This window comes from Parafrankia sp. Ea1.12 (assembly GCF_900465275.1).
Taxonomy (GTDB): domain Bacteria; phylum Actinomycetota; class Actinomycetes; order Frankiales; family Frankiaceae; genus Parafrankia; species Parafrankia soli.
On sequence record NZ_UBIZ01000613.1, the window covers coordinates 48566 to 74729 of the forward strand.

Consider the following 26164-nt stretch of genomic DNA (forward strand, 5'->3'; position numbering starts at 1 on the left):
CGGAGCCCTGTCCCACCTCGGCCGCGGCGGGACAGAAGGAGTCGGCATGGACGTCCCCCTCGACCGCCGCCCGAGCCAACGCGTCGTCGTCGCCACCCTCTTCGTCGCGACGATGTTCATCACGATCATGGACACCACGATCGTCAACGTGGCACTTCCCTCCATCGCCGCCGACCTGGGCGTGAGCTCCGGGTCGATCGACGAGGTCGTGATCGCCTACCTGGTCAGCCTGGCCGTCTCCATCCCCGCGTCGGGCTGGCTCGCGGACAGGTTCGGCAGCCGGCCGGTGTTCCTCGCCGCGCTGGGCGTGTTCACGGCGGCCTCCGCCCTGTGCGGGCTTGCCGGCAGCCTCACCGCGCTGGTGGTCTTCCGGGTGCTGCAGGGCGTCGGCGGTGGCCTGCTCACCCCGGTGGGCATGGCGATGCTCTACCGGGTCTACCCACCGGCGGAACGGGCCCGGGCGGCCCGGATTCTCATCGTGCCCACCGTCGTCGCGCCGGCCGCCGGCCCGATCCTCGGCGGGGTGCTGACCGACCAGGCGTCCTGGCACTGGGTGTTCCTGGTCAACGTGCCGATCGGGATCGCCGCGTTCGGCTTCGGCCTGGCGTTCCTGACCGGCTCCCGGGTGCCGGGTGCCGGCCGCTTCGACGCGCTGGGCTTCGTGCTCTCGGCGAGTGGCTTCGCCCTCGTCCTCTACGCGCTGTCCGTCGGGCCGAACCACGGCTGGCGCTCGGCCGGGACCCTCACGGCCGCCGGGGTCGGGCTCCTGGCGACCGGGGCCACCGTGTGGTGGGAGCTGCGCCGCACCCAGCCGCTGCTGGCCCTGCGGCTACTCGGCAACGACCTGTTCCGCACCGTCAGCCTGACCCTGTCGATCGCGTTCATGGCGTTCATGGGCGTGCTGTTCCTCGTCCCGCTGCTCATGCAGACGGTGCGGGGCGCCAGCGCGACGACGTCCGGGCTCGTCGTCTTCCCCGAGGCCCTGGGTGTGCTGACCGCCACCCAGATCGCCGGGCGCCTCTACCCGAGGATCGGGCCGCGCCGGCTGATGGCCGGCGGCCTGGTCTTCGCGGCCGCCTCGATGCTCGCCCTCGGCTTTCTCGACTCGGCCGGATCCCTCTGGCCGCTGCGCGCGCTGCTGTTCGGGGTCGGCTTCGGTATCGGCTTCGTGATGATGCCGGCCCAGACCGCGGCCTTCGCCACCATCTCCCCGCAGCGGACGGGCCATGCCTCCGCGCTGTTCAACGCGCAGCGCCAGCTCGCCTCCGCGCTCGGGGTCGCGCTGGTCTCCACCGCGCTCAGCCTGGCGCGACCCGCCGCCACGGGGCCCGGCGGCGGGTCGGTCGTCGGCGACACCGGCTCCTTCCGGTGGGCGTTCGCCGTCGCCGCGGCACTGGCCGCCCTCGGGCTCCTCGCCGCGCTGCGCGTTCGGGACGCCGACGCCGCCCCCACCATGCGCCCACCCGCGGCGGTGCCGGCCACCGCCGCGGGTGGGGCCACCACGCCCGTCACGGCGGCTGGCGCGCCCGCGCCCGCGACCGCGGCCGGCGCGCCCGCCGCGGAGACCGTCCTACTCGGGCACGGTAGGGATGACCAGGGTGGAGGTTCCAGGGCCGGTGCTGACGGTCACGTCGACCGGGCTCGCGTTGGGAGTGAGGACGTCGGCGGCGCCGCCGGAGACCCGGACACCGATGCGGTGGCCGACGGCGAAGCGGTGGTGGACCGGCCGGATGCCGATCTCGAAGGCGGTGGGCTCCCCGGCGGTCACCGGCGTCGGTGAGGACGCCGTCCTTGCCCAGGAGCAGCGTCCCGGTGCGGCCGTGGGCGGCCGGGTCGTAGTTCGAGACCTCACGCCAGCCGGCACCGGTGCCTTCGGGACCCTCGAAGCTCACGAACGTCGGGCGGTCCGGCACGGGAGTGTCCGGCAGATCCATCACCCAGCGGTCGAACCAGGCGAGCAGCAGGCCCGGCGCGAGCCCGTCACACTCCGGCCAGGTTGTGGAGACCGGCGCGGACGCGATCGAGGGGCATCTGGCGGGCCGCGACGAGGTAGTCGACGACGTCGGCACGCAGCGCGGTGAACAGGACGTGCGCCAGATAGTCGGTGTCCTCCCCGGGCCGCACGGCCGCGAGGCGCCGGGCGAGCTCGGCGATCCAGTACCGGCTGGACGAGTTCGAGTAGTAGGCGTTCGGCCCACGGTGCTCGAGTGCCCGGATGAGGGTCCGGTTGGCCACCACGAAGTCGAGCAGGGCGTCGAGGTAGGCGCTCAGCGCCTCGGTCGGGCTGCCACCGGGGCCGAGCGGCGCCGGCCCGTGCTCGACGCGCTGGCTCAGCGTGTTCGCCCGGGGCTGCAGGACGGCCTCGACCAGGGTGGTGCGGTCGCCGAACCTTCGGAAGACGGTGCCCTTGCCGACCCCGGCGGCCTCGGCGATGTCGTTCATCGACACCTCCTCGGCCCCCTCGCGGTCGAACAGGTCCGCCGCCGCGGCCAGGATCGCCGCGCGATTACGGGCGGCGTCGGCCCGCTCGGCCCCGGTCACCGCCCACCTCCTCCCGCCGCGCGGACCGGCGGTTCGCCGGCCCGGCGATCCGCCGTGTGGCGCCACTCGCGTGGCGCCGGTTCCAGTCCGCGTGCGCGAACGGTTCCAGCAAATTCTGCCAGGAGTTCCGCGATGGTGTCCGGGGCGCCGCCGCTGCCCCGGACCGGTGTTTCAGATGCCCCGATTCAGCCGCGCGCAGGGTTTCCATCAGGTTAAGCGTGTCGGGATTGTCCGACCTCGGGAATTGCGTGCCGCGCTGCCGCCGGGGCACCTACGAGGGCCGGCCGAGACCGCGGATGAACCCGGTGATCCCCGGGCCCTCCCGCCGGACGGCCTCCGAGTAGTAGCGGCCGCTGGAGATCGTGGTGCCGGCCGGGTCGACGGTCCAGATGACGACCGCCGCCATCTCCATCCCCGTGGCGGCCGCGGTCGCGGTCGTCTCGGTCCACACCGCGTTCCCGTTGACCGCCGTCCGATGGATCTCGACGGCGGAGCCGGGGTGCGTCTCGAACAGGGTGTTCAGGGTGGCGATCTCCTGGTCACGCCCCCGGAAGCCACGGGCCGGCTGTTGCGGGACGATCATCTCGAAGGCGGGTCGAGGCAGGCCCTGAGCCCGTCGACGTCCTTTGTGCTGATGGCCCGGAAGAAGCTCTCGACGGGCCGGAGCGGGTCTGCGTCCGAATGATCCGTGGATGATGTCACGCTGACATCCTTGCGAGGGGAGGAACGGTCGAGAAGCGGGAGGGACACGTTTCCGGATGGCTGCCGATGAATCGGTGAGACCTGCCGTTCAAGGCGGTCGAGAAATTCCGTCATGCGGTCGCGAAATGCAGCCGAACAGTGCGGTTGCGAAATGCGTCCGACGATGGCTGTCGCGCTGACGTTCCCCGCCGCGGTGACCGCCGGGAATCGGTTTCGGTATCGGTGTGCGCGGCGGCGGGGAGAAGAAGTCACCTACCGGACCGGGCGGCTCGTCAAGGGGTGTCCGCCGGCGCCGGCGGCGCTTCGTGCCCTGGTCCAGGGCCCTGTCGTCGGACGGAGGGCCGGGGCGGCCCGGCCTCCGGTCGTGCTGCCCCGGCCGGGACCGGCATGCTGTTCGGTGGCGCCGGCCGGCAGGGCGGAGACCCGCGCAGCCTATCGGATTGAGGGGAAGAAAGCATCGTAATCCGGGCGTACCGCCAGAATAACCCTGACTGCATCAAATTGGCGTTCCAGGTTTGTGAGCGTTCATTGACAAGGGTGGGGAGATCTGTTTTCCTTCGGGCGGTTGGGCGTCGACGTCCAGGAGGAACACGGGGTTGAAGCGGGCAGGGCTCTGGTCGGCCCCGGCACTCCTGCTACTGCTGGCGGCGGGTGGCTCTTCGTCGAACGTGCGGTCGCCGGCAGCGGCGCGAACAATGGTCGGCCGAACGGCGACCTGACGATGTCACCGGGGCCATGAGCAAGGGTGCATACCGAGGGGAGCGGGTGCCACATGGCGGCTGACACGACGACATCCTTCGAGGTGGTCGGCTCGGCAGACGAGGCGGCGGACATCCGGGCCGCGGTCGCCGGCCTGACCGTCCCCACGCTGTTGGCCCGCCAGTGCCGCTCCCGCCCGGACGCGGTGAGCATCCACTGGATGCGCGACGGCGAGTGGCAGGCGTGGACGTGGCGCCAGTACGGCGCGCAGGTCGCGCGGATGGCCGGCGCGCTGGAGCGTCTCGGGTTCGGCCGCGGTGACCGGGCGCTGCTGATGACGCACCCGCGGCCGGAGTTCCACGTCATCGACTCCGCCGTGCTCCTGCTCGGCGGCTGCCCGATCTCGATCTACAATTCGTCGCCGGCGGAGCGGGTGCGTTACCTCGCCGCGCACTGCCGGGCCAGCCTCGTCGTCGTCGAGGGACGCGAGCTGCTTGCCCGGGTGCTGGCCGTGCGCGCCGAGCTGCCCGACCTGCGGCACGTCGTCGTCATCGACCCGGCTCCCACCGGCAGCGGCGATACCGGCGGCGGTACCGGCAGTGAGGCCGCCGGCGGCGAGAACCTCGGCGGCGGGGCCGCCGGTGACGTGCCGCCGGGTGTGCTCCGCTGGGACGACCTGCTCGCGGCCGACCCGGTCGACCTCGAGGCGCGGGCCGCGACCGCCGGCCCCGACGACCCGTGCACCGTGATCTACACCTCGGGGACGATCGGCGTCCCAAAGGGCGTCATGCTGGATCACAGGGCGGTGATCTGGCAGTGTGAGAGCTATCTGCGCCGGCTCGACCGTGACCTGACCGGTGCCCGCTGGGTCAGTTACCTGCCGGTGGCACACATCGCGACCCGGTTCTACGCGCAGTACTTCCACGTCTACGCGGGCCTGGAGGACATCACCTGCCCGAACCCGGCGGACGTCGAATCGGTGCTGATCGACCGGCCGCCGCACCTCTTCTTCGCGCCGCCGCGGCTGTGGGAGAAATACCTGATCTCCCTGCGGGAGTGGATCGGCGCCATGGACGACCCGGCCCGCGCGACGCGGCTCACCCGCGCCATGCGGGTCGGCGAGGAGGCGGCGCTGCTCGAGCTCACCGGCGGGGATGTGCCACCCCGGCTCGCCCGGGAACGGGAGGAGCTGCGGCCCGCCACCCGGGAGCTGCGCGCCCGCCTCGGGCTCGGCGACCTGCTGACCGGGGCGATCGGGGCCGCGCCCGCGAACCCCCAGCTCACCGCGGCGTGGATCGGCCTCGGCGTGCCGATGTTCGAGGGCTACGGGCTGAGCGAGTCGACCGGCATGCTCACGGTCGACCCGTTCGCCTACCGCCTCGGCAGCGTCGGCCGCCCGATGCCCGGCGTCGAGCTGCGCGTCGCGCCGGACGGCGAGCTGCACTTCCGCGCCGGCAGCGCCTTCCGAAGTTACCTGGACGACCCCGAGCAGACCGCCGCCGCCGTCGACGCGGAGGGCTGGGTGCGCACCGGTGACCTGGCCACCATCGACGACGGCTACGTCCGGCTGCGGGGACGTAAGAAGGAGCTCATCATCACCGCCGGAGGCGAGAACGTCTCACCTGTGGCGGTCGAGTTCGCGCTCGCGGCGCAGCTGCTGGTGGGGCAGGTGTGCGTGCTCGGCGACGGCCAGCCGGCGCTGGGTGCTCTCGTCGTCCTGGACCCCCAGGCCGCCGCGGTCTGGGCCGGCGTGAACGGGATCCCGTTCACGCACGTCGACGAGCTCGCGGCCGATCCGCGGGTGCTGGCCGAGGTCGGGCGGCAGATCGCCCGGGCCAACGACCTGCTCGTGCGCCAGGAGAAGGTCCGGCGGTTTCACGTGCTGCGCCACGAGTGGCCGCTCGACTCCGACGAGCTCACGCCCACCGCGAAACTCCGCCGCGATCAGATCGCGGCGAAATACCAGGCCGAGATCGCGGCGATGTTCGCGGCGCCCGCCAATGTCGAGGTCATGCCGCGTGCGGTGGCCGCGAACCATTCCTCGTGATTCTCGGGGCACCCACCGGCTTTCCCACCCGGCCGCTGACCGCCGGCCCGCGCTGCTGGTGGCCGGCCCGCTCACGCCCACGGGCCGGCCCGGAGCGGTGCCGTCCTTGTCAGGTGCCTGTTCCGTCGGCACAGAGATGCTCTCGGACGACCTGGAACGCGTTACCCGCCGGGTTCATCTGGACGAACGCGTAGCAGTCGAGCGGCTGGCTGGCGTTATTTCCGATGTCGACCGGCTGGATCAGCCCGCCCGCGTCATAGTCGGTCACGCCGCGCAGGGCGCTGATGAAGCCCTCGCGGGTGGGGCAGTCACCGGCCAGCTCAAGCCCACGCAGGAACAGGTCGGTATAGATATAGGCGTACATCGCGAACTGCTGTTCTGGAATGGTGGTCTGCGGGGCGAAGCGTGTCATCGCGCTGCGGTAGCGTTCGATCGCCGGCCCGCCCGCCTCGAAGGGCCGAAAGTACACGGTGAACGAGACTCCCGCCAGGCTCTGGCCCAGAGTCGGCAGGATGGTCCGGTCGTACCCCGTGAGCGAGACGCTCGTGGCGAAACTCAGCTGCGCGGCGCGCACGGCCTGCATGATGGCGGCGAGATCCTGCGGGGCGGTGAAGCCGACCAGGGCGTTGGCCCCTGTCGCGGCCAGCTTCTGGGCCACGGCGGCCGGGCTGTCCGTGCTGCGCGAGTAGGAGATCGGCTCGGTAGTGGCGAGCCCGAGTGCCTCGAAGGAGGCCTTGTAGCGCGCGAGGATATCCAACGTGAAGGTGGTCGCCCCCGAGGTCACGAAGGCGACCTTCGAGCCGCCGCCGCTCTGGATGTAGCGACCGATGGTCTCCCGCGACGGCTCGTACTGGTAGGAGAAGAAGTTCTGGTACTTGGCCCAGTCCGTCCGGCCGAGGCCGACGACGGGGATCCCCTGCTGGGAAAGGTTTTCCAGCGAACCACTGATCGCGGAGGTGGCCGCCACGAGGCCGAAGACGGGCTTACTCCGGAGCAGGTCATCGGTGACATGAGCGTTCTGCGACGGGGAGTTCTGGTCGTCACGCCAGTCGTAGGTGATCAGGCGGCCGTGTATTCCGCCTTCGTCATTGGCGAGGCCGATCCTGGCGTCGATCCCGGCCCGGGCCGAAGCATACGCGGCGCTACCCGCACCCGAATCGGAGACGAGGAATCCGATCTCGACCTGATCAGGCGTGACGCCGGGAGCGCCGCAGGCACTGGATGCACTGGACCCGCCCCCGCCGGCCGAGCAACTGGTCGCGGCGACCACAAGGATCGTGGCCGCCATCCCTAACTTTCGTGTCAAACTACCCCGAAACACAAACGTCCCTATCAGCGGTAAACGGGAGCGATGGCGGGGTCCGGTGAGCGGTAAACCGGATGAACAGCTCGCGGAGCCGCCGGCCCACCAGGAACCCGCTTTCAGTGGCGATCGCTCTGGACAGGTCAGGATGGTAGCGACCGCCGTAAACCGGCCTGAGTCCGCCTGTTCTCTCTGGTGGCGGGCGTGTGCCATCGCCAACCGGCCGACGCGGGCCGCGCCACCGTGCGGCGGGCCTACCGCGGCCTCGCGCCCGCTGCGCCAACCGTGGTCGGCGGCCATCGAGGTGGTGCCGACGGTGGGTGATGGGTGACGTGTCGGGCGTGTCGTCGGGGCGAGCGTCCGCGCCGGCACCGATTCGGGCCGATCGGCGCCGCGGCACTTGACAGGATGATCTATCGCGGCCAGGATCGAATGTATGTTCGATCTCCTCGGAGTCCGGCCACGCCCTCGCACCGTCCAGGATGACTCCGTCGCGCCGGGCGAGCAGTTTCCGTCACAGCGAGTAGCCGATGATTCCCGCCCGCTGTCCGCTCGGGCGTCGAGCGGCCTGCCGCCGAGCGTGGCCCGGGTCGCGGCGCGGACGAGACTGTCCGCCGAACTGCTCGCCGCCATCCTCACCGTCGACGGGCGATCACGGGCGACCCTCGACGACATGGAGCGCGCGGACGCTCTCGCGGACGTGCTCCTCGCCCGCCGCCGGCAGCGGGTCGACCGGCATCGCCCCGAGCTCGCTCGGCCAGCCCGGCACGGTTGACGCGTCAGCCCGCGGTGACGGTCCTGGCCTGACGGATCCGCAGCTGACGCTGTCCACCGTGAAGATCAGTCCGCCGCCATCGCGGGCGGCAGCCTCGTCACTGCCGTCGTAGCCGCGGCCGGTTGTTCTGCTTGATGCCCGTCGGTATCCGGGTCTCTTCGCCGGCCAGGTGTTCAGGCACGAGCGGTGATGTCGGCGATCGTAGGTTGCCTACGTAACGCTGTTCCGGTGCGTCACGCCGCCGGGAACTCTCGGACGCTGCACGATGAGTTCCCGGATGAACAGCTGTCCTCTGTGGAGGACTTCCTCCAGCGCTTTCTTACATCGCCGGCCGTTTATCGACATGCCCGGCTGATGGTTTCTCCCGCCGCTCCTCATGCCCACAGCCAGGGGGCCGTGGGGCACACAGCGGTGATCTGGTGCCGATGGGTACGGCCTCGATCAGCTGTGCGAGTGCGCCCAGCGCAGGACCCGGCGACGGATGGGACGCCGCTGCCCGACAGCCTCGCCGGCCAGGTCGAGGCGGGTGCGGACCGTCCGCCGCTCCGGCTGCGCGGTGGTGGCGCCAAGGGACAGGAAGGTCTCCTCGGAACCGAAGTGCCAGGGGTTGTCCGAGCGACGGGTGGCCGGCTTCTCGTACCCGCTGGAGTGAGTGGCGGCATGGATGGCGTTCAGCACGGCGGGCTCCCGGGTGCAGAGAAGGGGCAGGTGATGAGGCGGTCGAATCTCAGCCGCCCTAATTAATAGTGCATGCACCACGGAGTTCTTGTGGGCCCGATCGACGTGACCTCGGACGCACTCGGCAGGGAACCGTGAAAAATGTGACCGACGCCCGTGTCCTGGAACACAATGCGGCCGAAAAGTGTCGCGAGATCGCGACTGCAGGGTTGCGCCGCTCACATTCGGGCCGGCCATCGGTGACGTGTGTCACCAATGGCGGGAATGTGAATTTCGGCGGGATCTCCGGTGGAACGGGCGCCGCCGACGGGCGCGGACCAGGACAGCCGGCGGGCAGCGGGCGGGCGCAGGCGGGCAGCGGGCGGGCAGTGGAGCCCGTTGCCCGCGAGGGTCTGTCGGCGGCGCGGGGCCCTGACGGCCGGCATCGGCGGGGCGCGCCAGCCGATCCGGACAGGCCGCGCCGAGGTCACGCCGGGGATGGATCAGCCGACGCGCAGCTGCTCGCCGGGCAGCGTCACCTCGTCGCCTGGCCGCAGCTGGCGGCCCCGGCGGGTCTCGACCTCGCCGTTGACGCTGACGCTCCCGCTGGCCAGCACCGCCTTGACCTCCGAACCCGCCTCGACGACGTCGGCGAGCTTGAGGAACTGGCCGAGCCGGATGACGTCGCCGTCGATGCTCACTTCACGCATTCCCTCAGCATGCCCGACCGCCGACCGCCGACCGGACCGGCTGGCGGGACGCCGCGGTCGACGACCGGGCGGGGCCCGCGGCTGGGGTCGTAACGATCAGGGCCGCCGGTTCAGGCGGACGGGTCGAGCTGGAGCGGGAGTGCGACAAGCGAGCGGATCGTCGTCGTGAAGGCTGGCTGGAAGCCGTCCGGAACGCGGTAGTCGGGGATGCGGGCGTGCCATTCGCGCAGGGCGATGCGCAGCTCCAGCCGAGCCAGGTGTGAGCCCAGGCAGCGATGCGGCCCCCGCCCGAACGCGATGTGCCGGTTCGCGTCGCGGTTGAACCGGACGGCCTCAGGCTCGGGGATCTCCCGCTCGTCGGTGTTGGCGGCGCCGAGCAGACCGGTCACCACCTGGCCCTTGCGTACCGGGCAGCCGGCGATCTCGGTGTCCTGGGTCGCGAATCGCGCCACCATCATCACCGGCGACTCCCAGCGGAGCAGCTCCTCCACGGCGTTCGGAATCAGCGTCGGGTCGTTCACCAGCGCATGCCGCCGGTCGGGGTGGAGCGCGAGGTGCAGCATCATGCAGTCCAGCGAGGCCGAGACGGTGTCCAGGCCGGCGACGAGGAAAAGGAAACAGATGTCGAGGATGTCCTCGTGGCTGAGGCGTGCGCCCTCGACCTCGGTCTGCAGGAAGCGGCTGACGATGTCCTCGCCCGGGGTGGAGCGCCGGTCGGCGATGACGGCGTCGAAATACTCGTAGATCGACGCGGCGGTCGTCTTCAACAGGGCAACCGAGTCCTCGTGGCCTCGTGGCCTCGGGGCCGCCCGGTGATCGACTCGGGCCGGATGAAGCCGTCCTTCATTTCAAGGAAGGTGGGGAGCTCGCCGAGCGGAAGCCCCAGCAGGGCGAGGAAGACCTGCGACGGGAACCGCAGCGAGAACTGCTGGACGAAGTCCACCTCGCTCTCGGTGGCGATCGCATCGACGAGGCCGCGGGCCAGCTCGGTGATCGGCCCTTCCATCTCCTTCATGCGCTGCGGGGAGAAGAGCGGGTCAAGGATCCTGCGGTACTCACGGTGTTTCGGCGGGTCGATCTGCAGGGGGATCAACGGCCGCTCGGTGCCCGTCTGGGCCACGCCGACTCCGGAGGAGAAGACCTCGGGGTTTGTGAGAAGTGTTGCGATGTCCGCGCTCCGGGTGACCAGTACCCTCCTTTCGCCCAGCGAAATCGCGCGCTGGGCGCGTAACCCGGGGAAGACGGCCTGTGGAGCCGTCAGGAACGCAGGGTTCTCCATGGGATTTCCCGACTCGGGTGCCGTACCCGACGCCGCACTGTCAGTCGACATGTGAGCTCCTCGCCGTAGGCTGCGACGAATTTATACCAAGTATAAAAACGTCGCAACCTGGCGAAGTGGGCCCGCCGCGCCGTCGCCCGCTGCCGGTGGGTGCCGCGGCGCCACTCAGAGCGGGTAGGTCACCGTGGTCAGCCGCTCGGACAGTTCCCACAGACGTTCGGCGGTCCCGGTGTCCCGCGACGCGGCGTTGGAGGTGACCAGGACCGGGTGGCCGGTCATCTTCAGCAGCCCGGACGGCCCGTAGTACTCGCCACCCCTCGTCGATGGATCAACCGCCGCGCGCAGAAGGGGCAGGGAGCCTTTGAACGCGGAGTGGACGATGGGGTTGGGGATGTGGTCGACGACCTTCTTGAGTTTCCGCTGGATCGGGCTGGGGTTGCCCCCGACCTCCGTGTTCGCGCCACCAGGATGCGCGGCGACGGACCGTGCCGATCCTCCCGCCGCCGTCAGTCGGCGCTGCAGCTCATAGGTGAACAGCAGGTTCGCGAGTTTCGACCGGGCGTAGGCCCGGAACGGCCGGTACTTCTGGGCCAGGTCGAGGTCGTCGAAGTCGATCTTTCCCATCCGGTGCCCGTTGCTGCTGACCGTCACTATGCGACCGGCGTCGGAGGCCGTCACGGCTTCCAGGACGAGCCCGGTAAAGGCGAAGTGGCCGAGGTGGTTGATGCCGAAGTGCTGTTCGAAGCCGTCCTCGGTCCTGCCCTGGGGCAGTAACATGACGCCCGCGTTGTTGATGAGCAGGTCGATGACGGGGCGCTCCGTGACCAGCGCGTCGGCGGCCTTGCGGACCGAGGTGAGCGAGCTGAGATCCATCTGCAGTACTGAGACGTCCGCCTCGGGTACGGCGATCCGGATGGTGTCCAGGGCGTCCTGTGCCTTGACCGGGTTACGGCAGGCCATCACCACTGTCGCGCCGCGCCCGGCGAGCAGCTTGGCGGCCTCGAAGCCGATTCCGGAGTTCGCGCCGGTGACGACGGCCGTCCGGCCGTTCAGGTCGGGAACGTCGGCCGCACTCCAACGCCGCCGCTCAGGCGCTTCCGCCATGACGACCTCCGCGATCGATACAGGGCGAGGATCTCCGCCCATCTGATGTGAAACCCGTGGCCATATCGAGACCACTGGCAGCACACTACAGGCACTGGTCCGCGTGTGATTCCCGTAGCCCACGCGCTCGCGCATGCCAGGCCCAGCACCAGACAGACCGTCGCCGTCCTGCTTCGGTGGCGGACATCCGCCACCGGGATCACGTGGAACCCGGCGCCTTTGCCATTGGCACGAGGGGCAACTGTGCGAGCCCGGTGGACGTCCGCCCGGCGCGTTCTCGGACCCGCTGCCCGTATACCGGCGTCGCGGTATCCTTGCCATTAGGCGCGCGTCGAACGACTGGCCTGGAGATTGGCGCCGAAATAGCCGCTGGCCGAGCGGGCCCCGTTGTGGCCCCGTTGTGGCCCCGTAGGTGGCAGGCCACCCGCTCCCTCGATGCTCATCCCCGGCCGGCCGGGGATGCCTCGGGTCAGATCCAGCCGCGGGCGCGGGCGAGCTGGACGGCCTCGTGCCGGTTGACGGCGCCCAGCTTCGCGGCAGCCGATGACAGGTAATTGCGTACCGTGCCCCTCGACAGAGCGGCCCGGGCCGCGATCTCCTCGACCGGTGCGCCGCCGGCGGCCAGCTCGAGGACCTCGGCCTCACGCGAGGTCAACGGGCTCTCTCCGGCCGCGATCGCCTCCGCGGCCAGCTCCGGGTCCACGTAGCGGCCGCCGCCGTGCACCGCCCGGACCACGTCGGCGAGGACCTGCGCGGAGACGGTCTTCGGAAGGAAGCCGCGCGCCCCCGCCGCGAGCGCCTGCTTGAGATAACCGGGACGTCCGTGGCTGGTCACGATCACGTTGGCGCACCCGGGGACCTCGGCACGCATCGCCTGGGTGACGGCGATGCCGTCCATGCCCGGCATCTGCAGGTCCAACAGCGCGACGTCGGGGCGGTGCAGCCGCCCCATGGCCAGCGCCTCGGGCCCGGACGCGGCCTGGGCGACAACCGCCATGTCGTCCTCCATGGCCAGCAGTGCCGCCAGCGCGCCGCGGATGAGGTTCTCGTCGTCGGCGAGCAGAACCCGGATCACGGCTGCGCCTCGGCCGCGGTGGGTGCGGGTCGCGGTGCCGTGACCGGGCCCTCCGAGACATCGTCCGGGACGGCGAGCCGAACCTCCAGGACGAAGCAGCCCCCGGATTCCCGGGCCACGCTGAGAACGCCGCCCAGGCCGGCGAGCCGCTCGCCCAGACCGGCCAGGCCGCTGCCCGCCGTGGGCCCGGGCCCAGGCCCCGCGACAGGCCCTGGGCTCGGGGCCGCGCCGGGTCGCGGGGCGTGCTGGCTGGCGGTGCCCGGCGCGGCCGGCGGCACACCGTCGTTGGTGATCCGCAGTACCGCGGTGCGTGCGCGCCCGGGCCCGAGGCGCACATCGAGGTCGACGGTGCAGGTGGTGGCCGCGCTGTGCCGGATCACGTTGGTGGTGGCCTCGCGGACGACCCAGCCCAACGCGGTCTGCGCGGAGGGGGGCAACGCCCGGTCGAGGGTCTCCCGGCTGACACCTCCGGTGATCTGACAGGCCACCCCCGCCGAGCGCAACAGCGCCCGGGCGCCGGCGAGCTCCGCGCCCAGGTCGGCCCGGCGGTAGCCGTCGACAACCGCGCGCATCTCGCGCAGCGAGTCGTGGGCGACCTGGCGAACCTCCAGCATGCGTTCCGCCGCGGCAGCGTCTCCGTGCTCGGCCAGGCGTGCGGCGAGCTCGCTCTGGACGGCCATCAGCGACAGGTTCCGGCCCAGCACGTCGTGCAGGTCCCGGGCGAACCGCAGCCGCTCCTCGGCCACGGCGAGGCTGGTGTGGACCGCCCGGGACCGGTCTATCTCCCACACCACGCCGAGCATCCAGGTCGAGACCCGGTAGGTCAGCGCCACCAGCACAATCGGGTACGCGTAGTACCCGGCCGCCTGGAGCGGTGTGACTTCGGGGCCCACGTCGGCCGCCGGCGCCACGGCGTCCACCATGGCCTGGATCAGGGCGCAGCCGGCGGCCCCCACCACCACGCAGGCGAGCAGCGACGGTGTCCGCAGCAGTGGCGTGACCGCCGCGGTCGACGCGCCACCGGCGATCATCGTCACGATGAGCGTGACCGACATGCCACCGCCGCCGGGATCGGCGTCGAACCCGGGGATGGCGGTGCCCATCGCGGCCAGGACGACCGCGCCCGCGGCCACCCCGGCGATCAGCGGGGCCGCCGCCCGCCGCCCGCCCAGATGGGCCGCGAGCCCGGCGCGCAGCAGCACCACACAGGCCACGGCGTGCAGCGCGGACACGACGAGGAGCCCACCGGCGGCCAGCCCCCAGGCACCCGGCCGGGAGCTGATCGCCAGCAGCACCAGCCCCGGCTCGGTGGCGGAGAACAGGTACAGCGGCCACCGGGTGATGGCGTCCATGCGCTCGGCGCTGCCGCGCTCGCGCCACCAGCGCCACCACCCGGTCATGGAACCCACCGTGTCATGCCCCGCCCGCCGGGTGGGCCATCGGACACCCGACAGCCGGCGGCGGGCGAACCGGTCAACGGCGCGGCTCCCACCGGAACCACCGCCGCGCCGCCCAACCGGCGGCGACCACCCACGCCACCAGCACCAGGGCCGGCGGCACCGCCGCTTCGAACGAGCCGGTGAAGTCGACGGTGCGGCCGTCGCCCGCCGCGCCGGTCAGGCCGAGTCGCATCAGATCGACCACCGGGGTCAGCGGCAGCATCCGGGCGGCCAGCTCCCACGGCGCGGCCAGCGCGTCGAGCGGGACGAGCAGCCCGGACAGGACGAGCGGCACGACCAGCACCGGCATCGTCGTCACCTGGGCCATCTCGACGCTGCGGGTCACCGTGGTGCTGAACGCGGCCAGCGCGACGAAGACGGCCGTGCCAAGGACGATGGCGACCACCACGAGCAGCGGGTTCACCGGCGCGGCCAGATCGGACAGCGCCGCCGTGACCGCGGCCGCCACGAAGATCTGCGCCCAGGCCACCGCGACGGCCGGAGCCGCCGTCCCGGCCAGGATCTCGAGGTCACCGACCTCACCGGCGCGCAACCGTTTGAGCACCAGGTCCTCGCGCCGGGCCACCAGCGCGGTGACCAGGTTGTAGTACACGGCGGCCAGGAGCACGACCGCCGTGATCGCGGTGAGGGCGGCCGCCCCGGCACGGGTCGATCGGCCGCCCTCGACCGGGACCGACATGACCACCGGAATCAGGCTCACCGGTGTTCCGAGTGCGATGAGCAGCGCAACGGCGTTCCGGCGTAGCAGCACCATCTCGGCGCGGCCCAGCGACCTGACCCGACGCGCCGCACCGGAGCCGCTCGTCCCCGGGAGCGGGCGTGCCGGCGCGGCACCCTCGCTCGCTCCGCTCACGCCGCTCGCTCCGCCGCCGCATCCGGTCGGGCCTGGCGGCCGGGCTGGTCGACCTCGCCGGGGAGCGAACCGCCGGAACCGTCCACAGCGACCTCGGAACGGGCCACGGCGAGAAACGCCTCCTCGAGCGACGCCGACCGGGCATTGAGGTTGCGCAACCGCACCCCGTTCCGGTCGCCCCAGGCCAGCAGCATCGTGAGGGTCCGCTGGAGATCCGCGGTGGTCAGCAGGACCCCGCTTCCACAGCCGCCACCCCCGCCTCCGTCGCCGCTCCCACTCCCGTCGCTGTCACTGCCGCCTCCGTCGCCGCTCCCGCCCTTGCCCTTGCCTTTGCCCTTGCGGCCGCCGAACCACGCCTCGGTCAGGTGCAGCCGCGCGCCGGGGAACTCCGGCAGCTCGACGGGGAGTCCGGCGTCGAGCTCGAACGTGATACGGGCGGGTTGCGCCGCGACGACCTCGGCCGGTGTGCCCGTCCGCACGATCCGGCCCCGATGCATGATCGCCAGCTGGTCCGCCAGCGTCTCGGCCTCCTCGAGATAGTGGGTGGTGAGCAGCACGGTCGTTCCCGCCGTGACCAGGCCCTCGACCCCGTCCCAGGTCGCCCGGCGGCTCTGCGGATCCAGACCGGTCGTCGGCTCGTCGAGGAACAGCACCTCGGGCCGGCCGAGGACGGCCGCCGCGAAGTCGAGCCGGCGCCGCTCGCCGCCGGACAGCTGCCGGACGCGAATCCCCGCCCGATCGCGCATGCCGGCCAGCTCGAGTGCCTCGTCCACCGGGCGCGGCGATGTCAGCGTGCCGGCCCACGCCCTGATCGCCTCCGCGACTGTCAGGTCGGCGGGGAAAGCCCCGGACTGGAGCATGATCCCGATCCGGGGCCGCACCAGGCGCCTGTCCCGGAACGGGTCACGCCCGAGTACCCGGACGGTGCCGGCGCTCGGCCGGGCCAGGCCCTCGAGCACCTCCAGGAGGGAGGTCTTCCCCGCGCCGTTGGTGCCCAGCAGAGCGAACAGGCAGCCGCGAGGCACCACGAAGGCCACCCCCCGGACCGCGTCGTGGCCGCGCCGCCCCACCGGACCGTAGCGACGCCAGAGATTCCCGGCGGTGATGACGCCGGCGTTTTCGTCCACGTACTTGTTCATGACCTCGAGCATCCGTCACCATCCGTGTCACCGATGGTGACGGTGTCATCGGTTTCCGTGCGGCGCGCACGGCTCGCCCATGACAAATGTCAGCGTCGCCGATGCTCAGGCAGCGCTGTCGATGACGGCTACCGCCATCCGGCCGCCGTCCACGTCGAGGACCGTTCCGTGGATGAACGCCGCGTCGTCCGAGGCGAGGTAGACGGCCGCGGCCGCGATCGCGTCGGGATGACCGGAGCCGCCGGCGGGAGTACCCCGCATCATGGCCTCGGCCGGATGCTCGACGGCGGCGTCCAGGTCAGGGGTGCGGATAACGCCGGGCGAGACGGCGTTGACGCGCACACCCAGCGGTCCGAACTCGGCGGCCCAGGCCCGGGTGAGCGTCTCCAGCGCCCCTTTCGTGGAGCTGTAGAGCGAGCCCACCGGCAGGCCCAGCCGTGCGACCCAGGAACCGAGGTTGATGATCACGCCCTCGCCCGCGGCGACCATGGCGGGGGCCACGGCCTGGGTTAGGAAGAACGGAGCCTTGACGTTGACGGCGTAAACCCGGTCGAAGGTGCGATCGTCGGTGGTCAGCGTGGTGTTCGGGGGAAAGATGCCGGCGTTGTTGACGAGAATGTCGAGACGGCCGCCGAGGCGGCGGGTCGCCTCCTCGGCCAGCGTTCGACTGCGGGCCGGGGTCCCGTCGAGGTCGGCGTGAACGAAGTCCGCCCGGCCGCCGCTCTCCCGGATCGTGGAGATGACGGCCTCGCCACGGGCGCCGTCCCGACCGGAGACGACGACATGGGCCCCTTCGGCGGCGAACGCCACGGCGATGGCCCGGCCGATGTTGCTCGTGGAACCGGTGACGAGCGCGGTCCTGTTCTGGAGTCGTTGAGCCATGCCCGGGGAGGCTAGGCAGCAATTTTTGGACCCGCAAGTCCAGAATCGCCGAGACCCGTCGCGGGTATCAGGCGCCGCTGCCGTCCCCACAGAGACGCTCATGGGCGACCTGGTAGGCGCTACCGGTCGGATTGGACGGTCATGAACGAGAGTGATGGCGCGCTTCCGGGCGAGTCGATCCGTCCTGCTCTGACGCGCCTGTGCTCAAGAACTCAGGTCGACCGGATCAGCTGGCCCGTGCAGGCGGGACGTCTCGCATCTCGGATCCGCTATTGGTTCCGTCGACGATGAAGCGGGTGGCCGTGGTCGGGCCGATGCCCCGGGAGCCGTCCGTGCGCCACCGCGGTGGTGGGCGCCAAGCCCGGATCCACAGGGATCCTCCCGGTGCAGGTCCGCTTCGCGACAGAACGATGTCACTAATGTAGACGTTGCGGTGAACCCGGCCGAGGTCAGGGTTCGGGAGCAAACCCAGGCCGTCGCTTCTGGCGGAAGTGATCAGCCCTGGTTGGAGCCCGGGCCGGCGGAGCCGGGAAGGTGATCGTCGTGGATCGCGTCCACCAGCAGGCCGATGGCCCAGGCGATGGCCTGGGTCGCCTGATCGCCGTCGAGGTTCCACATCGTGGTCAGCCGCTCGTAGGACGGAATGTGCCACAGGACGTCCAGCACGCCGGTGGCCATCACGCGTTGGGCCTCGGGCCAGTCGGCCGTGTGTTGAGCGACGGCGGCGACAAGCGCCTCGCGGCGGCGCTGGTCCTTGGGTATCGACGCCGCCTGCGCGGGGTTCGTGGGGGTCCACCGTGGAACCGCGTAGGACGACAGCGTCGCGAAGGCGCGTGCGGTGACCTCGGGGAGGCGATCGAGGTCGAGGCCCTCGTAGCTCACACCCGCCTCGTCCTCGAGGCGGCGCAGGACGGCGTCGTGGAGATCAGCCTCGGTGGGGAAGTGCCGGTAGACCGTGCGTTCACCGACGCCGGCCCGCTCGGCGACCGCACGGAACGTCAGATCACGCCAGTCCCACGCGGGGAAGCTGTGGACCAGGGCCGAGCCGGCGTCGACGATCCGCTCGCGCGTCTGGGCCGCCAGCTCCCGCCGGCGCGGGCTGTCGTAGCGCCGGCGAGGCGGTGTCGCCGCGCTTCGGTCTGGGCTGGGTGTTGCCGCGGCGCTCATATTGGTGACATCCTACTGCCGCGAAGGCGGCTCGAGTTAAGGGGGAGTGGCTGTGGATCTTGGCTTGGTCGGTGCCACTGTGGTGATACAGGGTGGCGCGCACAGTGTGGGTCTGGCCACCGCAACGCGGCCCTGATCCCCATGGGCCCCGCCGATTCCAGGGCGACGGCCGTCATCCGCGGCCATACAGGCCCACTACCCCTCCGCCGTCAATCACGTCAGAGTTCCACGCCGTTCGGCATGCCAACAATCACAGCTGAGAATGCGCGAAGGGAAAATGCGGATGACCTTGTTCGACGCATTCAGGTACGACGGCAGGCGCGTGCTCGTGGTCGGGGGTGCCACCGGAATCACCGAGTCGTTCCCGAACGCCACGGCGACCGTCAAGTTCCTCCTCAGCATCTAGGCCGAGCGACCTGAGTAGGCTCGCGCCCGGCCCCGGGCGATCGTGCTCTCCCATGTCGGGTCAATCGGTGTGTTTGAATCCTCCCCGGTGGATCTCCCGAGTCACCTGCTCCCGACAGTTTCTCTCGACGAGGTGAAAATGCGCTTCATCTACCATTACCCCGAGACCAACGGCACCGACCGCGACATGCTCGACGCCGGCGCGCTGGCCGAGGTCGCGGCAGCAGCCGAGCGGGCGGGATTCTACGGATTCTGCCTCAGCGAGCACCCGGCCCCGAGTGCCCGATGGCTGGCCTCCGGCGGGCACCAGAGCCTCGATCCGTTCGTCGCGCTCGGCCATGTCGCCGCCGCGACCCAGCGGTTGCGGCTGCACACGAACCTTTCCGTCGCGCCCTACCGGAACCCGTTCCTGCTCGCCAAGGCGGCGGCGACCGTCGACAAGCTCTCCGGTGGACGGATCGTGCTCGGGCTCGGCACCGGGTACATGAAGACCGAGTTCTTCGCGCTCGGAGTCGACATGGACGAGCGCAACACGCTGTTCGACGAGATCCTTGACGTGCTGCCGATGCACTGGAGCGGTGAGCCGTTCAGTTACAAGGGCCTGCACTTCGACGCCCGGAACGTCATCGCCCGGCCCCGACCGGTGCAGGACCCGATTCCCATCTGGATCGGCGGTAACTCGAAGCTGAGCCGGCGCCGCATCGCGCAGCGGGCGCAGGGCTGGATGCCGCTGGTGGGCCCGCCGGAGCTCAGCGCGGCGGTGCGGACGACCTCCATCGGTTCGCTGGGGGAGCTGGCTGTCATGATCAACGAGATCCGGGACGCCGCCGCGGCCGCCGGGCGGTCGGACACGATCGATGTGCAGTACTCCTACAAGGACCGCTCCATCGCGACGCCGACCGTCGAGCCCGACCGCCACCGTGAGGCGATCGCCGAGATCGAGAAGGCCGGGGTGACCGCCGTGGTGGTGTCGAGCCCATCGGTGTCGTCCGCGGCCACGCTCGAGTTCCTCGAGGCGTTCGGCGCGACCTACCTGTCCTGACCGCGCCTGTCCTGACCGCGTCTGGCGAACGGGCCCGTATCGCGCGAGTCAGCGCTTGACGAGTAGATGCGGCGGGGGAGGGCCGAAACGCCCGCGGACGAAGTCCAGGAGCCCGCGGACACGTCCTTCGAGGTTCCAGTAGGGGCCGCGCCGGGCCGGGACGACCGCGCCCGAGGCGAGATGCCACAGTGCGATGCAGAACCGGATGAACGCGTGGTAGCGGCCGGAGTGGTCCCGCACGAGCAGCAGGGTGTTGCGGAGCTGCAGGTAGTCGATCGCCGCGGCGGTGGAGCCGATGTTCGGGTTCTTGACCATCGCGCCCCGCACGAGTCCGGACTCCCAGCCGGCGGACCTCGCCCGCAGCGCGAGGTCCGCCTCCTCGCAGTACGCGAAGTAGCGTTCGTCGAAGATCCCGATCTCGTCGAGGCAGGCACGGCGGGCGAACATCAGCGTGCCGTGCGGGTGCCCGGCGGGCTCCCAGCCCTCGTCCACGCTCGCGGGCATGAGGATCCCGCCGAAGTAGGGGTCGATGACCGGCGTCGCTCCGTCGCCGACGTCCGCACAGGCCAGACCCGCTCGCGGCTGCTGCGCCAGCACGCCCAGCATGTGACTCAGGCAGGTGGGCTCGGGCAGCGCGTCGTGCGGCGCGAGCACCACCCACTCTCCCGCGTCCGCGTCGGCGAGGAACGCACGGTAGCCGACGTTGGCCGCCGGTCCGAACCCCAGGTTGCTGCCAGCGAGCACCACCGTGACATCGGCGGCCTCGACCGGCGGCATGACCGCCGATCCGTTGTCGACGATCGTGATCGAGACGGGAACGTCCTGCGCGCGGAACGCGTCGATGGTGTCGACGAGTCGCTTCGGCTGGTCACGGTGAACGATTACGACCGAAAGAGGCTGCACAAACCCAGTGCTACATCAGATCAGTGGGCCAGCGTGCGAAATAGGGTGAAGCCGGGCCATGACGGACCGGCTGTGCCGGATTGCCCGCGGCCGGTCAGCGTTCCATCAGGTGATCCGCTCGGCACCGGGACGCGGGGACACGGGAACGCCGGGCCGCGAGCACGGCCGGCAACCCGACCGCGCTGTCACCCGATCAACGATCGACGATCCCAACCCGCGCGCGCCGTGCGCCGCGCCTTCAACCACTCGTGCCGTGGGACGGAAAACGTCCACCGAGAACTGTCTCCGTGGCGGCGAACGCGCGCCGCGCCATCTCGGCTGGCCCCAGGCCCGCGAGCGAGGCGGAGTACACCTCTGTCGCCACGACGGGATCGGCTCCGGTCGCGACGAGAACATCCAGGACAGCCTCGATGTCGGCGTCGCCGTCCCCGGGCAGCAGGCGGGCGGTGATCGTCTCCGTCCTCAGGTCGTCGGCCGGCCGCGCAGGCGCGTCACACAGCTGAAGGACATGGATCCGCTCCGCCGGCACGTCACGCAGGGTGTCGTAATCGGGCCCACCAGGCTGGCGGAACCAATGCCACATGTCGACTACCAGGCCGAGGTTGTCGCGGTCCACCGCATCCAGGAGCCGCATCACCGCCCTGATGTTCGGCACCACCGACCACGGCAGGAACTCGAAACTGATCCGCAGACCCCGCTCCGCCGCGAGATCGCACAGGTACGCCAGCCGCTCCGCCACGCCGGCGATCGACGGTACCTCGGCCTCCAGCGTCGTCGCGATAACCGTCGGGGAGCCGGCCCACTGCGCGATGTCGAGAAGTGGTCGGGCCTGCTCGGCTATCTCCTGTCGGTCGGCGGTGACCCATTCCATCAGAACCTCGACAGTGGGGATCGCCAGCCCCCTGTCCCGGTGGTAACCGAAGAACTCCTCCGGAGTCATACCGTCAGCGACGGCGCCAGCGAGGTGCGAACTCGTCAGCTGCGCCCCGTCGAACCCCGCGTCCGCGACGGCGTCGACGAGTGTCCGGACGTCGGCAGCGTCGACCGGATGGCCGAGCGGTAGAAGAGTCGGAGCCGAAATGGCCCTCATCGGACGAACCTCTCATCGGGAAGAATGCTGCGGAGCGCGAGTCCAGGCTAGATCTCTGACGCCTACGTCATGTGTGAGTTGTGGCGATGTTGTGTTGTTGGGGGCGGCCCCGTTGCGGGCGCCGAGTCGGCGCTGTGCGGTCCCTGGTCTTCGCGGTCTCCATCGGCAAGATAGGTTATTCCAGTCAAAATGGACATCTGCTTACCCAGGTGAACCTGAGTCGCGCTTTCGTTACGTAGGGAATCCCAGATCGGCGAAGGTGGCGAAGGCCGCCGTATGGCACCTTCCCCGACTATCGGGGTGAAGTCGTGGACGGCATTCATTCCTTGGTGACCAAAGGGGCGCGCGTGACAATCATAGGAGACGACGTTGAGATCGTTCTCAATTATGGTCAGCCGGTCAGCTGGTTCGTTCCGGCCAGGGTGACCAGCCAGCAGATCCAGGACCGTGAGCACACGAACATGTTTCTGGCGGAGCTTCTGCCGAGGTATCCCGCCGGGCCGCCCGCGAACCTCATCAACCCGTCGATCGCGGCGATCAACGCCCATCCGCGTATCACGCCCAGCGTCGTCCGGATCGAGATCAGTAATGAGGAAGCCGCCCTGGCCATCCCCAACACGGCTCCGGCCGCCGCGCCGGTCGCGGCAGTGGCCGCAGGAGCACCGGCGGGAGCGCGGCGGGCGGCCCTGCGGGCACGGATGCAAGCCCGGCGCGGCGCGTACACCTGGAGAGAAGGCCGCAGTGTGGCCTTCAACGCATGGATCAACGGCGCGGCGCCACTGGCGAATCCCATCGGCGACAACGCGACCATCAACTGCTGGGAGGCGGTACTGGTAGCCGCGGCAGAAGCCGGTCTGGTCACGGTCGCCCAACTGACCCACGCGTACGGAGCCGTGGACCCCGACACCGCCGTGTACAACCTGTTGACGGCAGGCGGCGTGCAGCAGATCAACTGCGCGAATGCCGCCCCCGCGAACAACATCCAGGCCGGCGACGTCATCATGGTCGAACACGCGGGTCAGCCGCTGCACCATGTCATGGTGGTTCTGACCGCCGACCCGGCGAATTTCCTGCAGATCGAGGTGCTGTCGCTGTGGGGCACCCTCGGCGGCTTCGTTCTCGGCCGGGGGGAGCTGAACTTCCTGCTCCTCCCCACGACGGTGTTCCGTTATTCGACGCTGTAGCGCCGGATCCGCGTGCCGCGCCTGCCACGATCCGCCCGCTGCGAGGACGTGCCGGAACGGGTCGATCCCGCTCCGGCAGTCCGCGATGACCGGCAGAACCGCCACTCGGCTCAGGCGCGACGGGGCCTGATGTCGAGCCAGACGAGCCGGTGGTCGGAGCTGGGGAACGGGTACTTCCCGGTCAGCCGCGAGAGCGGATCGGCGGTCTCCGGCCAGAACACGCCCGCTCCCGCCGGGGCCAGATCGCGGGAGGGCAGCACGTAGTCGACCCGCAGGTTGCCCGGCGCGGTGTCGGCGAAGTCGGCCGTGTCGTGGGCCGGGTCGCCACGGTGCGTGGCGTTGGCGCCGCCCTGCAGTACCGCCGCCTCGGCGGCGCCCGCGCTCGACGGGATGACCGAGGCGTTCACCTGGCGGCTCTGGAGCAGCTGGTTGGCGGCCGAGGAGACGCTGTCGCCATCGACTGGGTCGGCGTTCATGTCACCGGCGATGACGAACCGCGAGCCCGGCCGCAGCCCGCCGCGCCTGCTCTGGTCGTCGTAGATGTAGGAACCGCCGCCCGGCCGGACGTAGTCGGCCCAGAAGCGGATCTCGTCGTGATTGCGCCGCCCGTTTCGGTCCTCCGTCCCGTCGAAGGTCGGCGGTGTCGGGTGGCTCACCAGCAGGTGAACCGTGTCCCGCCCGACCTGGACCGGCACGTCCCAGTGGCTTTTCGACGAAAGCCGGACGGCCGCCAGCTCCTTCGGCGAGTACCAGTCCGCGGGCGCCGCCGTCGCCGGGTCGTCCGGCAGCAGTGCGCCCGGCATGTCCTTCCAGCGGAAGTCCCGGAAGGTCCGGACCTGCCGGACGTCGATCGGGAACCGGGAGTAGACGACCAGACCGTACTGCCCGGGGAAGGCTCCGAAACCCAGCGCGTCGTCGCCGTAGCCCGGCGCTCCGGGGACGGTGACCACCTGGCCGTCGTTGTTGAGGTCGAAACCGGAGGCGATTCCGGTGTTGCTCGGCGCGATGTACCGGAAGGGATACCTGACCGGCTGAGCGCCTTCCTGACTCCTGGCCAGGTAGTTGTCCGCGAACAGCTTTACGGCCAGCGGGTCGTGGTCGAACTCGTTGATCAGAAGTACGTCGGGGTGGGCCCGCTGGATGATCTGGGCGACTGTCTGCGCCTGGACGTCATCGGGTGTTGACAGGTCCGTCCGCAGCTCTCCCGCCGTGGCTCGGTTGAGCGAGGCATTGAAGGTGGCGAAACGCACCGTCGAACCACCCGATCGCTCGTCGGCCCCGGCAACGGTGTTGGTCTCCGGGGACGAAGCGGCGTGCGCGGCGGTGGCCATCCCGGTGAGCACGAGTGCTCCGGCTGCGGCGACGGCCGCGGCACGAGTGATTCTTCGATGGTGTCGGGCCATTGATCCATCTCCGTACGTTCCGGTTGTGGTACACGGCATCGTGGACCGGTCGCCAACGAGAACTGCCCCGTTCGTAACCCGTCGTCACGCAGTGTAGGAAGCCAGGGCGTACGGAGAACTACAGGCAATTGAAGTCTTCGGCACGCTCCGTGTACAGGTGTCTTTCGACACGGAAAACTCTCGACGAGCCATACGGTTAACCGAGGTGCTATTTCCGGGCACCGGCGGGTGGTCGGATTGCTGTCGCGGTTGTGGCGCGACCGCAACACGGTGGCGGCACGAGCAGGCCGGAGATGACGATACGGAGTATGCGTCGGGCGCGCCGATGATCCGTCCAATGCCCGCCCGTGGCGGGTACCCGCGGTCAGCCGGGATGCGTTCATGGAGCAGACCCATGGAGGACACCGCCGGGGCCCGTCGATGTTCCGCGAGTTCGGCAGAGTGGAATCGACCGGAGGAGGAGTCGTGGGACGCTCCCGTGACCGGCGAGGCGCGGACCCGGCGGATCCTCGTGTACCGGCTCAGCTCCACCGGTTGGTACGAGCTGAGCAGGCAGCTCGGCTACCAGGTCGAACCCGGGCAGCGGATCTCCGAGGTCGCCGCCTACGGCGAGGACGGGCTCCTCGTCCTGGAGGCCTCGTTCACCGCCGGTGTGGGTAACCGGAACGCCCTGTACTCGGTGCCGGCCGCCGGCCGTGGCGCGGACGTCACCACCGTGCCCGACCTTCGGCGCTCCCGGAGCGTGCGCTGGTGGGTAAGCGGCTCGTCGCGGACCTCACCGCCTGCCCCACCCTGGGCACCCAGGTCAACCCGCTGTTGGACAACTACGAAGCACTCGCGATCGACCCCCGGGGGCCCGGGCGCGGCACGGCGATCGTCAACGTGCTCAGCGACGACAACTTCGGTGCCACCCAGGTGACCCGCGTGCTCCGGGTCGCGGTGCGGCTGCCCTGACCCCGGCGACGAATGTCGTCGGACGTCGCACGCCCTATCCGATCATTCTCGCCCGAAGCCGGTCGCCGAGGTCGAGACGGCGCGGTACCCGCATGAGCTCGGCCGGCGTGACGACCACCCCGAACGCGCGGAGCCGTTCCGCGAACAGGTCCCAGTCCTGCGCCCCGCCGCTGTCCTCGACCGCCGCGAGGTCCGGCGGCAGCGGGTGGTCAACGTCGGCCCAGTCCGGCAGCAGGACCATGTACACCGTGCGCTCGATCTCTTCGATCGTCAGCTCGGACAGGCGCTCGTCGGGGGTCCTGCCCCTGCCTGACATGCCCCAGCCCCGGTCATCCAGGAGGGTGACCTCACGGCCGTCCGAGAGCTCGGCGAACTCGTGCACCGTGAAAGAAAGCCCACTGTAGGCGTCGATGTGGCCATCCGGACGCCGGAGGAGAGAAGCCACCGGGCCGGCCGAATCGAGTTCGCACCACATGCGGATTCCCACGGCGACGAGGCTCACTGGATCATCATGGCAGGATCTGTCGCTGTCGGCGTCGCTGACGGCACCCACCAGTCGAGGGCAACCATGGACCGGGCGGGATTCCTGAACTGATTGTGGGGCCCACGCCGTCCGCTGCCAGACTCTGCGACCACGATTTGTTACTCGGCGCGCCGGGCACTGACTGACAGGTAAGGGCGGACCACGGGACGGCTGTCAGGAAGCCGGGGCGCCTGCGATCGCCAGCGCGCAGCCCACGATGTACAGCGCCACGAAGATGGCTGGTAGTACCTGCTCCACCTCGAGCAT

The 26164-nt window shown here is 70.5% G+C and carries 25 protein-coding genes and 2 pseudogenes; 8 read left to right on the forward strand and 19 right to left on the reverse strand.

Annotated features, from left to right (window positions below; translation table 11 throughout):
* Positions 1 to 46: 46 nt before the first annotated feature.
* Positions 47 to 1291, forward strand: a pseudogene (locus FMEAI12_RS33165) (DHA2 family efflux MFS transporter permease subunit); the annotation flags it as partial.
* Positions 1292 to 1570: 279 nt separating this feature from the next.
* Here the strand turns inward: FMEAI12_RS33165 and FMEAI12_RS40370 are convergent.
* The 3 genes from FMEAI12_RS40370 to FMEAI12_RS33175 all read right to left on the reverse strand — a co-directional run bounded on the left by FMEAI12_RS40370 (position 1571) and on the right by FMEAI12_RS33175 (position 3124).
* A complete protein-coding gene (locus FMEAI12_RS40370; protein WP_368672134.1) occupies positions 1571 to 1864 on the reverse strand; it encodes a CocE/NonD family hydrolase C-terminal non-catalytic domain-containing protein in 294 nt (97 codons plus the stop codon).
* Between the two features lie 116 nt (positions 1865 to 1980).
* Positions 1981 to 2541 carry a TetR/AcrR family transcriptional regulator gene (locus FMEAI12_RS33170; RefSeq protein ID WP_112109074.1) on the reverse strand — a complete coding sequence of 187 codons (561 nt, stop codon included), beginning with the start codon at positions 2539 to 2541 and terminating at the stop codon, positions 1981 to 1983.
* A 271-nt stretch (positions 2542 to 2812) separates the two neighbouring features.
* Positions 2813 to 3124: a nuclear transport factor 2 family protein gene (locus FMEAI12_RS33175; protein ID WP_112109075.1), complete on the reverse strand. Its 312-nt coding sequence runs from the start codon at positions 3122 to 3124 to the stop codon at positions 2813 to 2815.
* An 891-nt stretch (positions 3125 to 4015) separates the two neighbouring features.
* On the opposite strand from FMEAI12_RS33175, the gene FMEAI12_RS33180 reads away from it, so the two are divergent.
* Positions 4016 to 5989 carry a long-chain fatty acid--CoA ligase gene (locus tag FMEAI12_RS33180; RefSeq protein ID WP_112109076.1) on the forward strand — a complete coding sequence of 658 codons (1974 nt, stop codon included), beginning with the start codon at positions 4016 to 4018 and terminating at the stop codon, positions 5987 to 5989.
* A gap of 109 nt (positions 5990 to 6098) precedes the next feature.
* Here FMEAI12_RS33180 and FMEAI12_RS33185 read toward each other — a convergent pair whose 3' ends face one another.
* On the reverse strand, positions 6099 to 7277 hold the full coding sequence (locus FMEAI12_RS33185) for an ABC transporter substrate-binding protein (protein WP_112109077.1): 1179 nt from the start codon (positions 7275 to 7277) through the stop codon (positions 6099 to 6101).
* Between the two features lie 451 nt (positions 7278 to 7728).
* Here FMEAI12_RS33185 and FMEAI12_RS33190 point away from each other — a divergent pair, with 451 nt between their 5' ends.
* Entirely contained in the window at positions 7729 to 8067 is a 339-nt protein-coding gene (locus FMEAI12_RS33190; protein ID WP_020464221.1) for a hypothetical protein, read from the forward strand.
* A 441-nt stretch (positions 8068 to 8508) separates the two neighbouring features.
* Here the strand turns inward: FMEAI12_RS33190 and FMEAI12_RS33195 are convergent, their stop codons facing one another.
* The 11 genes from FMEAI12_RS33195 to FMEAI12_RS33240 form a co-directional block, all read right to left on the reverse strand.
* Positions 8509 to 8745: a hypothetical protein gene (locus tag FMEAI12_RS33195; protein WP_112109078.1), complete on the reverse strand. Its 237-nt coding sequence runs from the start codon at positions 8743 to 8745 to the stop codon at positions 8509 to 8511.
* A 482-nt stretch (positions 8746 to 9227) separates the two neighbouring features.
* Complete coding sequence (locus FMEAI12_RS33200; RefSeq protein ID WP_198541142.1) at positions 9228 to 9434, reverse strand: RNA-binding S4 domain-containing protein; 207 nt, start codon at positions 9432 to 9434, stop codon at positions 9228 to 9230.
* 110 nt (positions 9435 to 9544) lie between these two features.
* Positions 9545 to 10201, reverse strand: coding sequence for a cytochrome P450 (locus tag FMEAI12_RS38960; RefSeq protein ID WP_235014970.1), 657 nt, complete (start codon positions 10199 to 10201; stop codon positions 9545 to 9547).
* A complete protein-coding gene (locus tag FMEAI12_RS38965) occupies positions 10198 to 10764 on the reverse strand; it encodes a cytochrome P450 (protein ID WP_235014972.1) in 567 nt (188 codons plus the stop codon). Before FMEAI12_RS38965 ends, FMEAI12_RS38960 begins: the two co-directional genes overlap by 4 nt.
* A 114-nt stretch (positions 10765 to 10878) precedes the next feature.
* On the reverse strand, positions 10879 to 11817 hold the full coding sequence (locus tag FMEAI12_RS33210) for an oxidoreductase (RefSeq protein WP_112109079.1): 939 nt from the start codon (positions 11815 to 11817) through the stop codon (positions 10879 to 10881).
* Between the two features lie 469 nt (positions 11818 to 12286).
* Positions 12287 to 12892, reverse strand: a complete 606-nt coding sequence (locus FMEAI12_RS33215; RefSeq protein ID WP_071059593.1) for a response regulator transcription factor — start codon at positions 12890 to 12892, stop codon at positions 12287 to 12289.
* Positions 12889 to 14292, reverse strand: a complete 1404-nt coding sequence (locus FMEAI12_RS33220) for a sensor histidine kinase (RefSeq protein WP_235014974.1) — start codon at positions 14290 to 14292, stop codon at positions 12889 to 12891. Before FMEAI12_RS33220 ends, FMEAI12_RS33215 begins: the two co-directional genes overlap by 4 nt.
* A 73-nt stretch (positions 14293 to 14365) precedes the next feature.
* Complete coding sequence (locus FMEAI12_RS33225) at positions 14366 to 15205, reverse strand: ABC transporter permease (protein WP_235014975.1); 840 nt, start codon at positions 15203 to 15205, stop codon at positions 14366 to 14368.
* Positions 15202 to 16356 carry an ABC transporter ATP-binding protein gene (locus FMEAI12_RS33230; RefSeq protein ID WP_235014977.1) on the reverse strand — a complete coding sequence of 385 codons (1155 nt, stop codon included), beginning with the start codon at positions 16354 to 16356 and terminating at the stop codon, positions 15202 to 15204. Before FMEAI12_RS33230 ends, FMEAI12_RS33225 begins: the two co-directional genes overlap by 4 nt.
* A 93-nt stretch (positions 16357 to 16449) precedes the next feature.
* Entirely contained in the window at positions 16450 to 17226 is a 777-nt protein-coding gene (locus tag FMEAI12_RS33235; protein ID WP_112109080.1) for an SDR family NAD(P)-dependent oxidoreductase, read from the reverse strand.
* A 495-nt stretch (positions 17227 to 17721) separates the two neighbouring features.
* Positions 17722 to 18393: a TetR/AcrR family transcriptional regulator gene (locus FMEAI12_RS33240; RefSeq protein WP_112109081.1), complete on the reverse strand. Its 672-nt coding sequence runs from the start codon at positions 18391 to 18393 to the stop codon at positions 17722 to 17724.
* Between the two features lie 283 nt (positions 18394 to 18676).
* Between FMEAI12_RS33240 and FMEAI12_RS39400 the strand changes: the two genes are divergently transcribed.
* Both FMEAI12_RS39400 and FMEAI12_RS33245 read left to right on the forward strand, forming a co-directional pair.
* On the forward strand, positions 18677 to 18799 hold the full coding sequence (locus tag FMEAI12_RS39400) for a hypothetical protein (protein WP_255565772.1): 123 nt from the start codon (positions 18677 to 18679) through the stop codon (positions 18797 to 18799).
* A gap of 138 nt (positions 18800 to 18937) precedes the next feature.
* Entirely contained in the window at positions 18938 to 19840 is a 903-nt protein-coding gene (locus FMEAI12_RS33245; protein ID WP_112109082.1) for an LLM class F420-dependent oxidoreductase, read from the forward strand.
* 48 nt (positions 19841 to 19888) lie between these two features.
* Here the strand turns inward: FMEAI12_RS33245 and FMEAI12_RS33250 are convergent, their stop codons facing one another.
* A complete protein-coding gene (locus FMEAI12_RS33250) occupies positions 19889 to 20743 on the reverse strand; it encodes a glycosyltransferase (protein WP_112109083.1) in 855 nt (284 codons plus the stop codon).
* A gap of 238 nt (positions 20744 to 20981) precedes the next feature.
* Positions 20982 to 21833, reverse strand: coding sequence for a sugar phosphate isomerase/epimerase (locus FMEAI12_RS33255; protein WP_112109084.1), 852 nt, complete (start codon positions 21831 to 21833; stop codon positions 20982 to 20984).
* Between the two features lie 308 nt (positions 21834 to 22141).
* Between FMEAI12_RS33255 and FMEAI12_RS33260 the strand changes: the two genes are divergently transcribed.
* Positions 22142 to 23017: a hypothetical protein gene (locus FMEAI12_RS33260; protein WP_131626288.1), complete on the forward strand. Its 876-nt coding sequence runs from the start codon at positions 22142 to 22144 to the stop codon at positions 23015 to 23017.
* A gap of 110 nt (positions 23018 to 23127) precedes the next feature.
* Here FMEAI12_RS33260 and FMEAI12_RS33265 read toward each other — a convergent pair whose 3' ends face one another.
* A complete protein-coding gene (locus FMEAI12_RS33265; RefSeq protein ID WP_235014979.1) occupies positions 23128 to 24420 on the reverse strand; it encodes an endonuclease/exonuclease/phosphatase family protein in 1293 nt (430 codons plus the stop codon).
* Between the two features lie 394 nt (positions 24421 to 24814).
* On the opposite strand from FMEAI12_RS33265, the pseudogene FMEAI12_RS40375 reads away from it, so the two are divergent.
* Positions 24815 to 25117: pseudogene (locus FMEAI12_RS40375) on the forward strand (esterase-like activity of phytase family protein); the annotation flags it as partial.
* Between the two features lie 53 nt (positions 25118 to 25170).
* Positions 25171 to 25374 carry a hypothetical protein gene (locus tag FMEAI12_RS38970; protein WP_235014981.1) on the forward strand — a complete coding sequence of 68 codons (204 nt, stop codon included), beginning with the start codon at positions 25171 to 25173 and terminating at the stop codon, positions 25372 to 25374.
* A 34-nt stretch (positions 25375 to 25408) separates the two neighbouring features.
* Here FMEAI12_RS38970 and FMEAI12_RS33275 read toward each other — a convergent pair whose 3' ends face one another.
* Positions 25409 to 25756, reverse strand: coding sequence for a hypothetical protein (locus FMEAI12_RS33275; protein ID WP_235014983.1), 348 nt, complete (start codon positions 25754 to 25756; stop codon positions 25409 to 25411).
* Positions 25757 to 26164 lie beyond the last annotated feature (408 nt).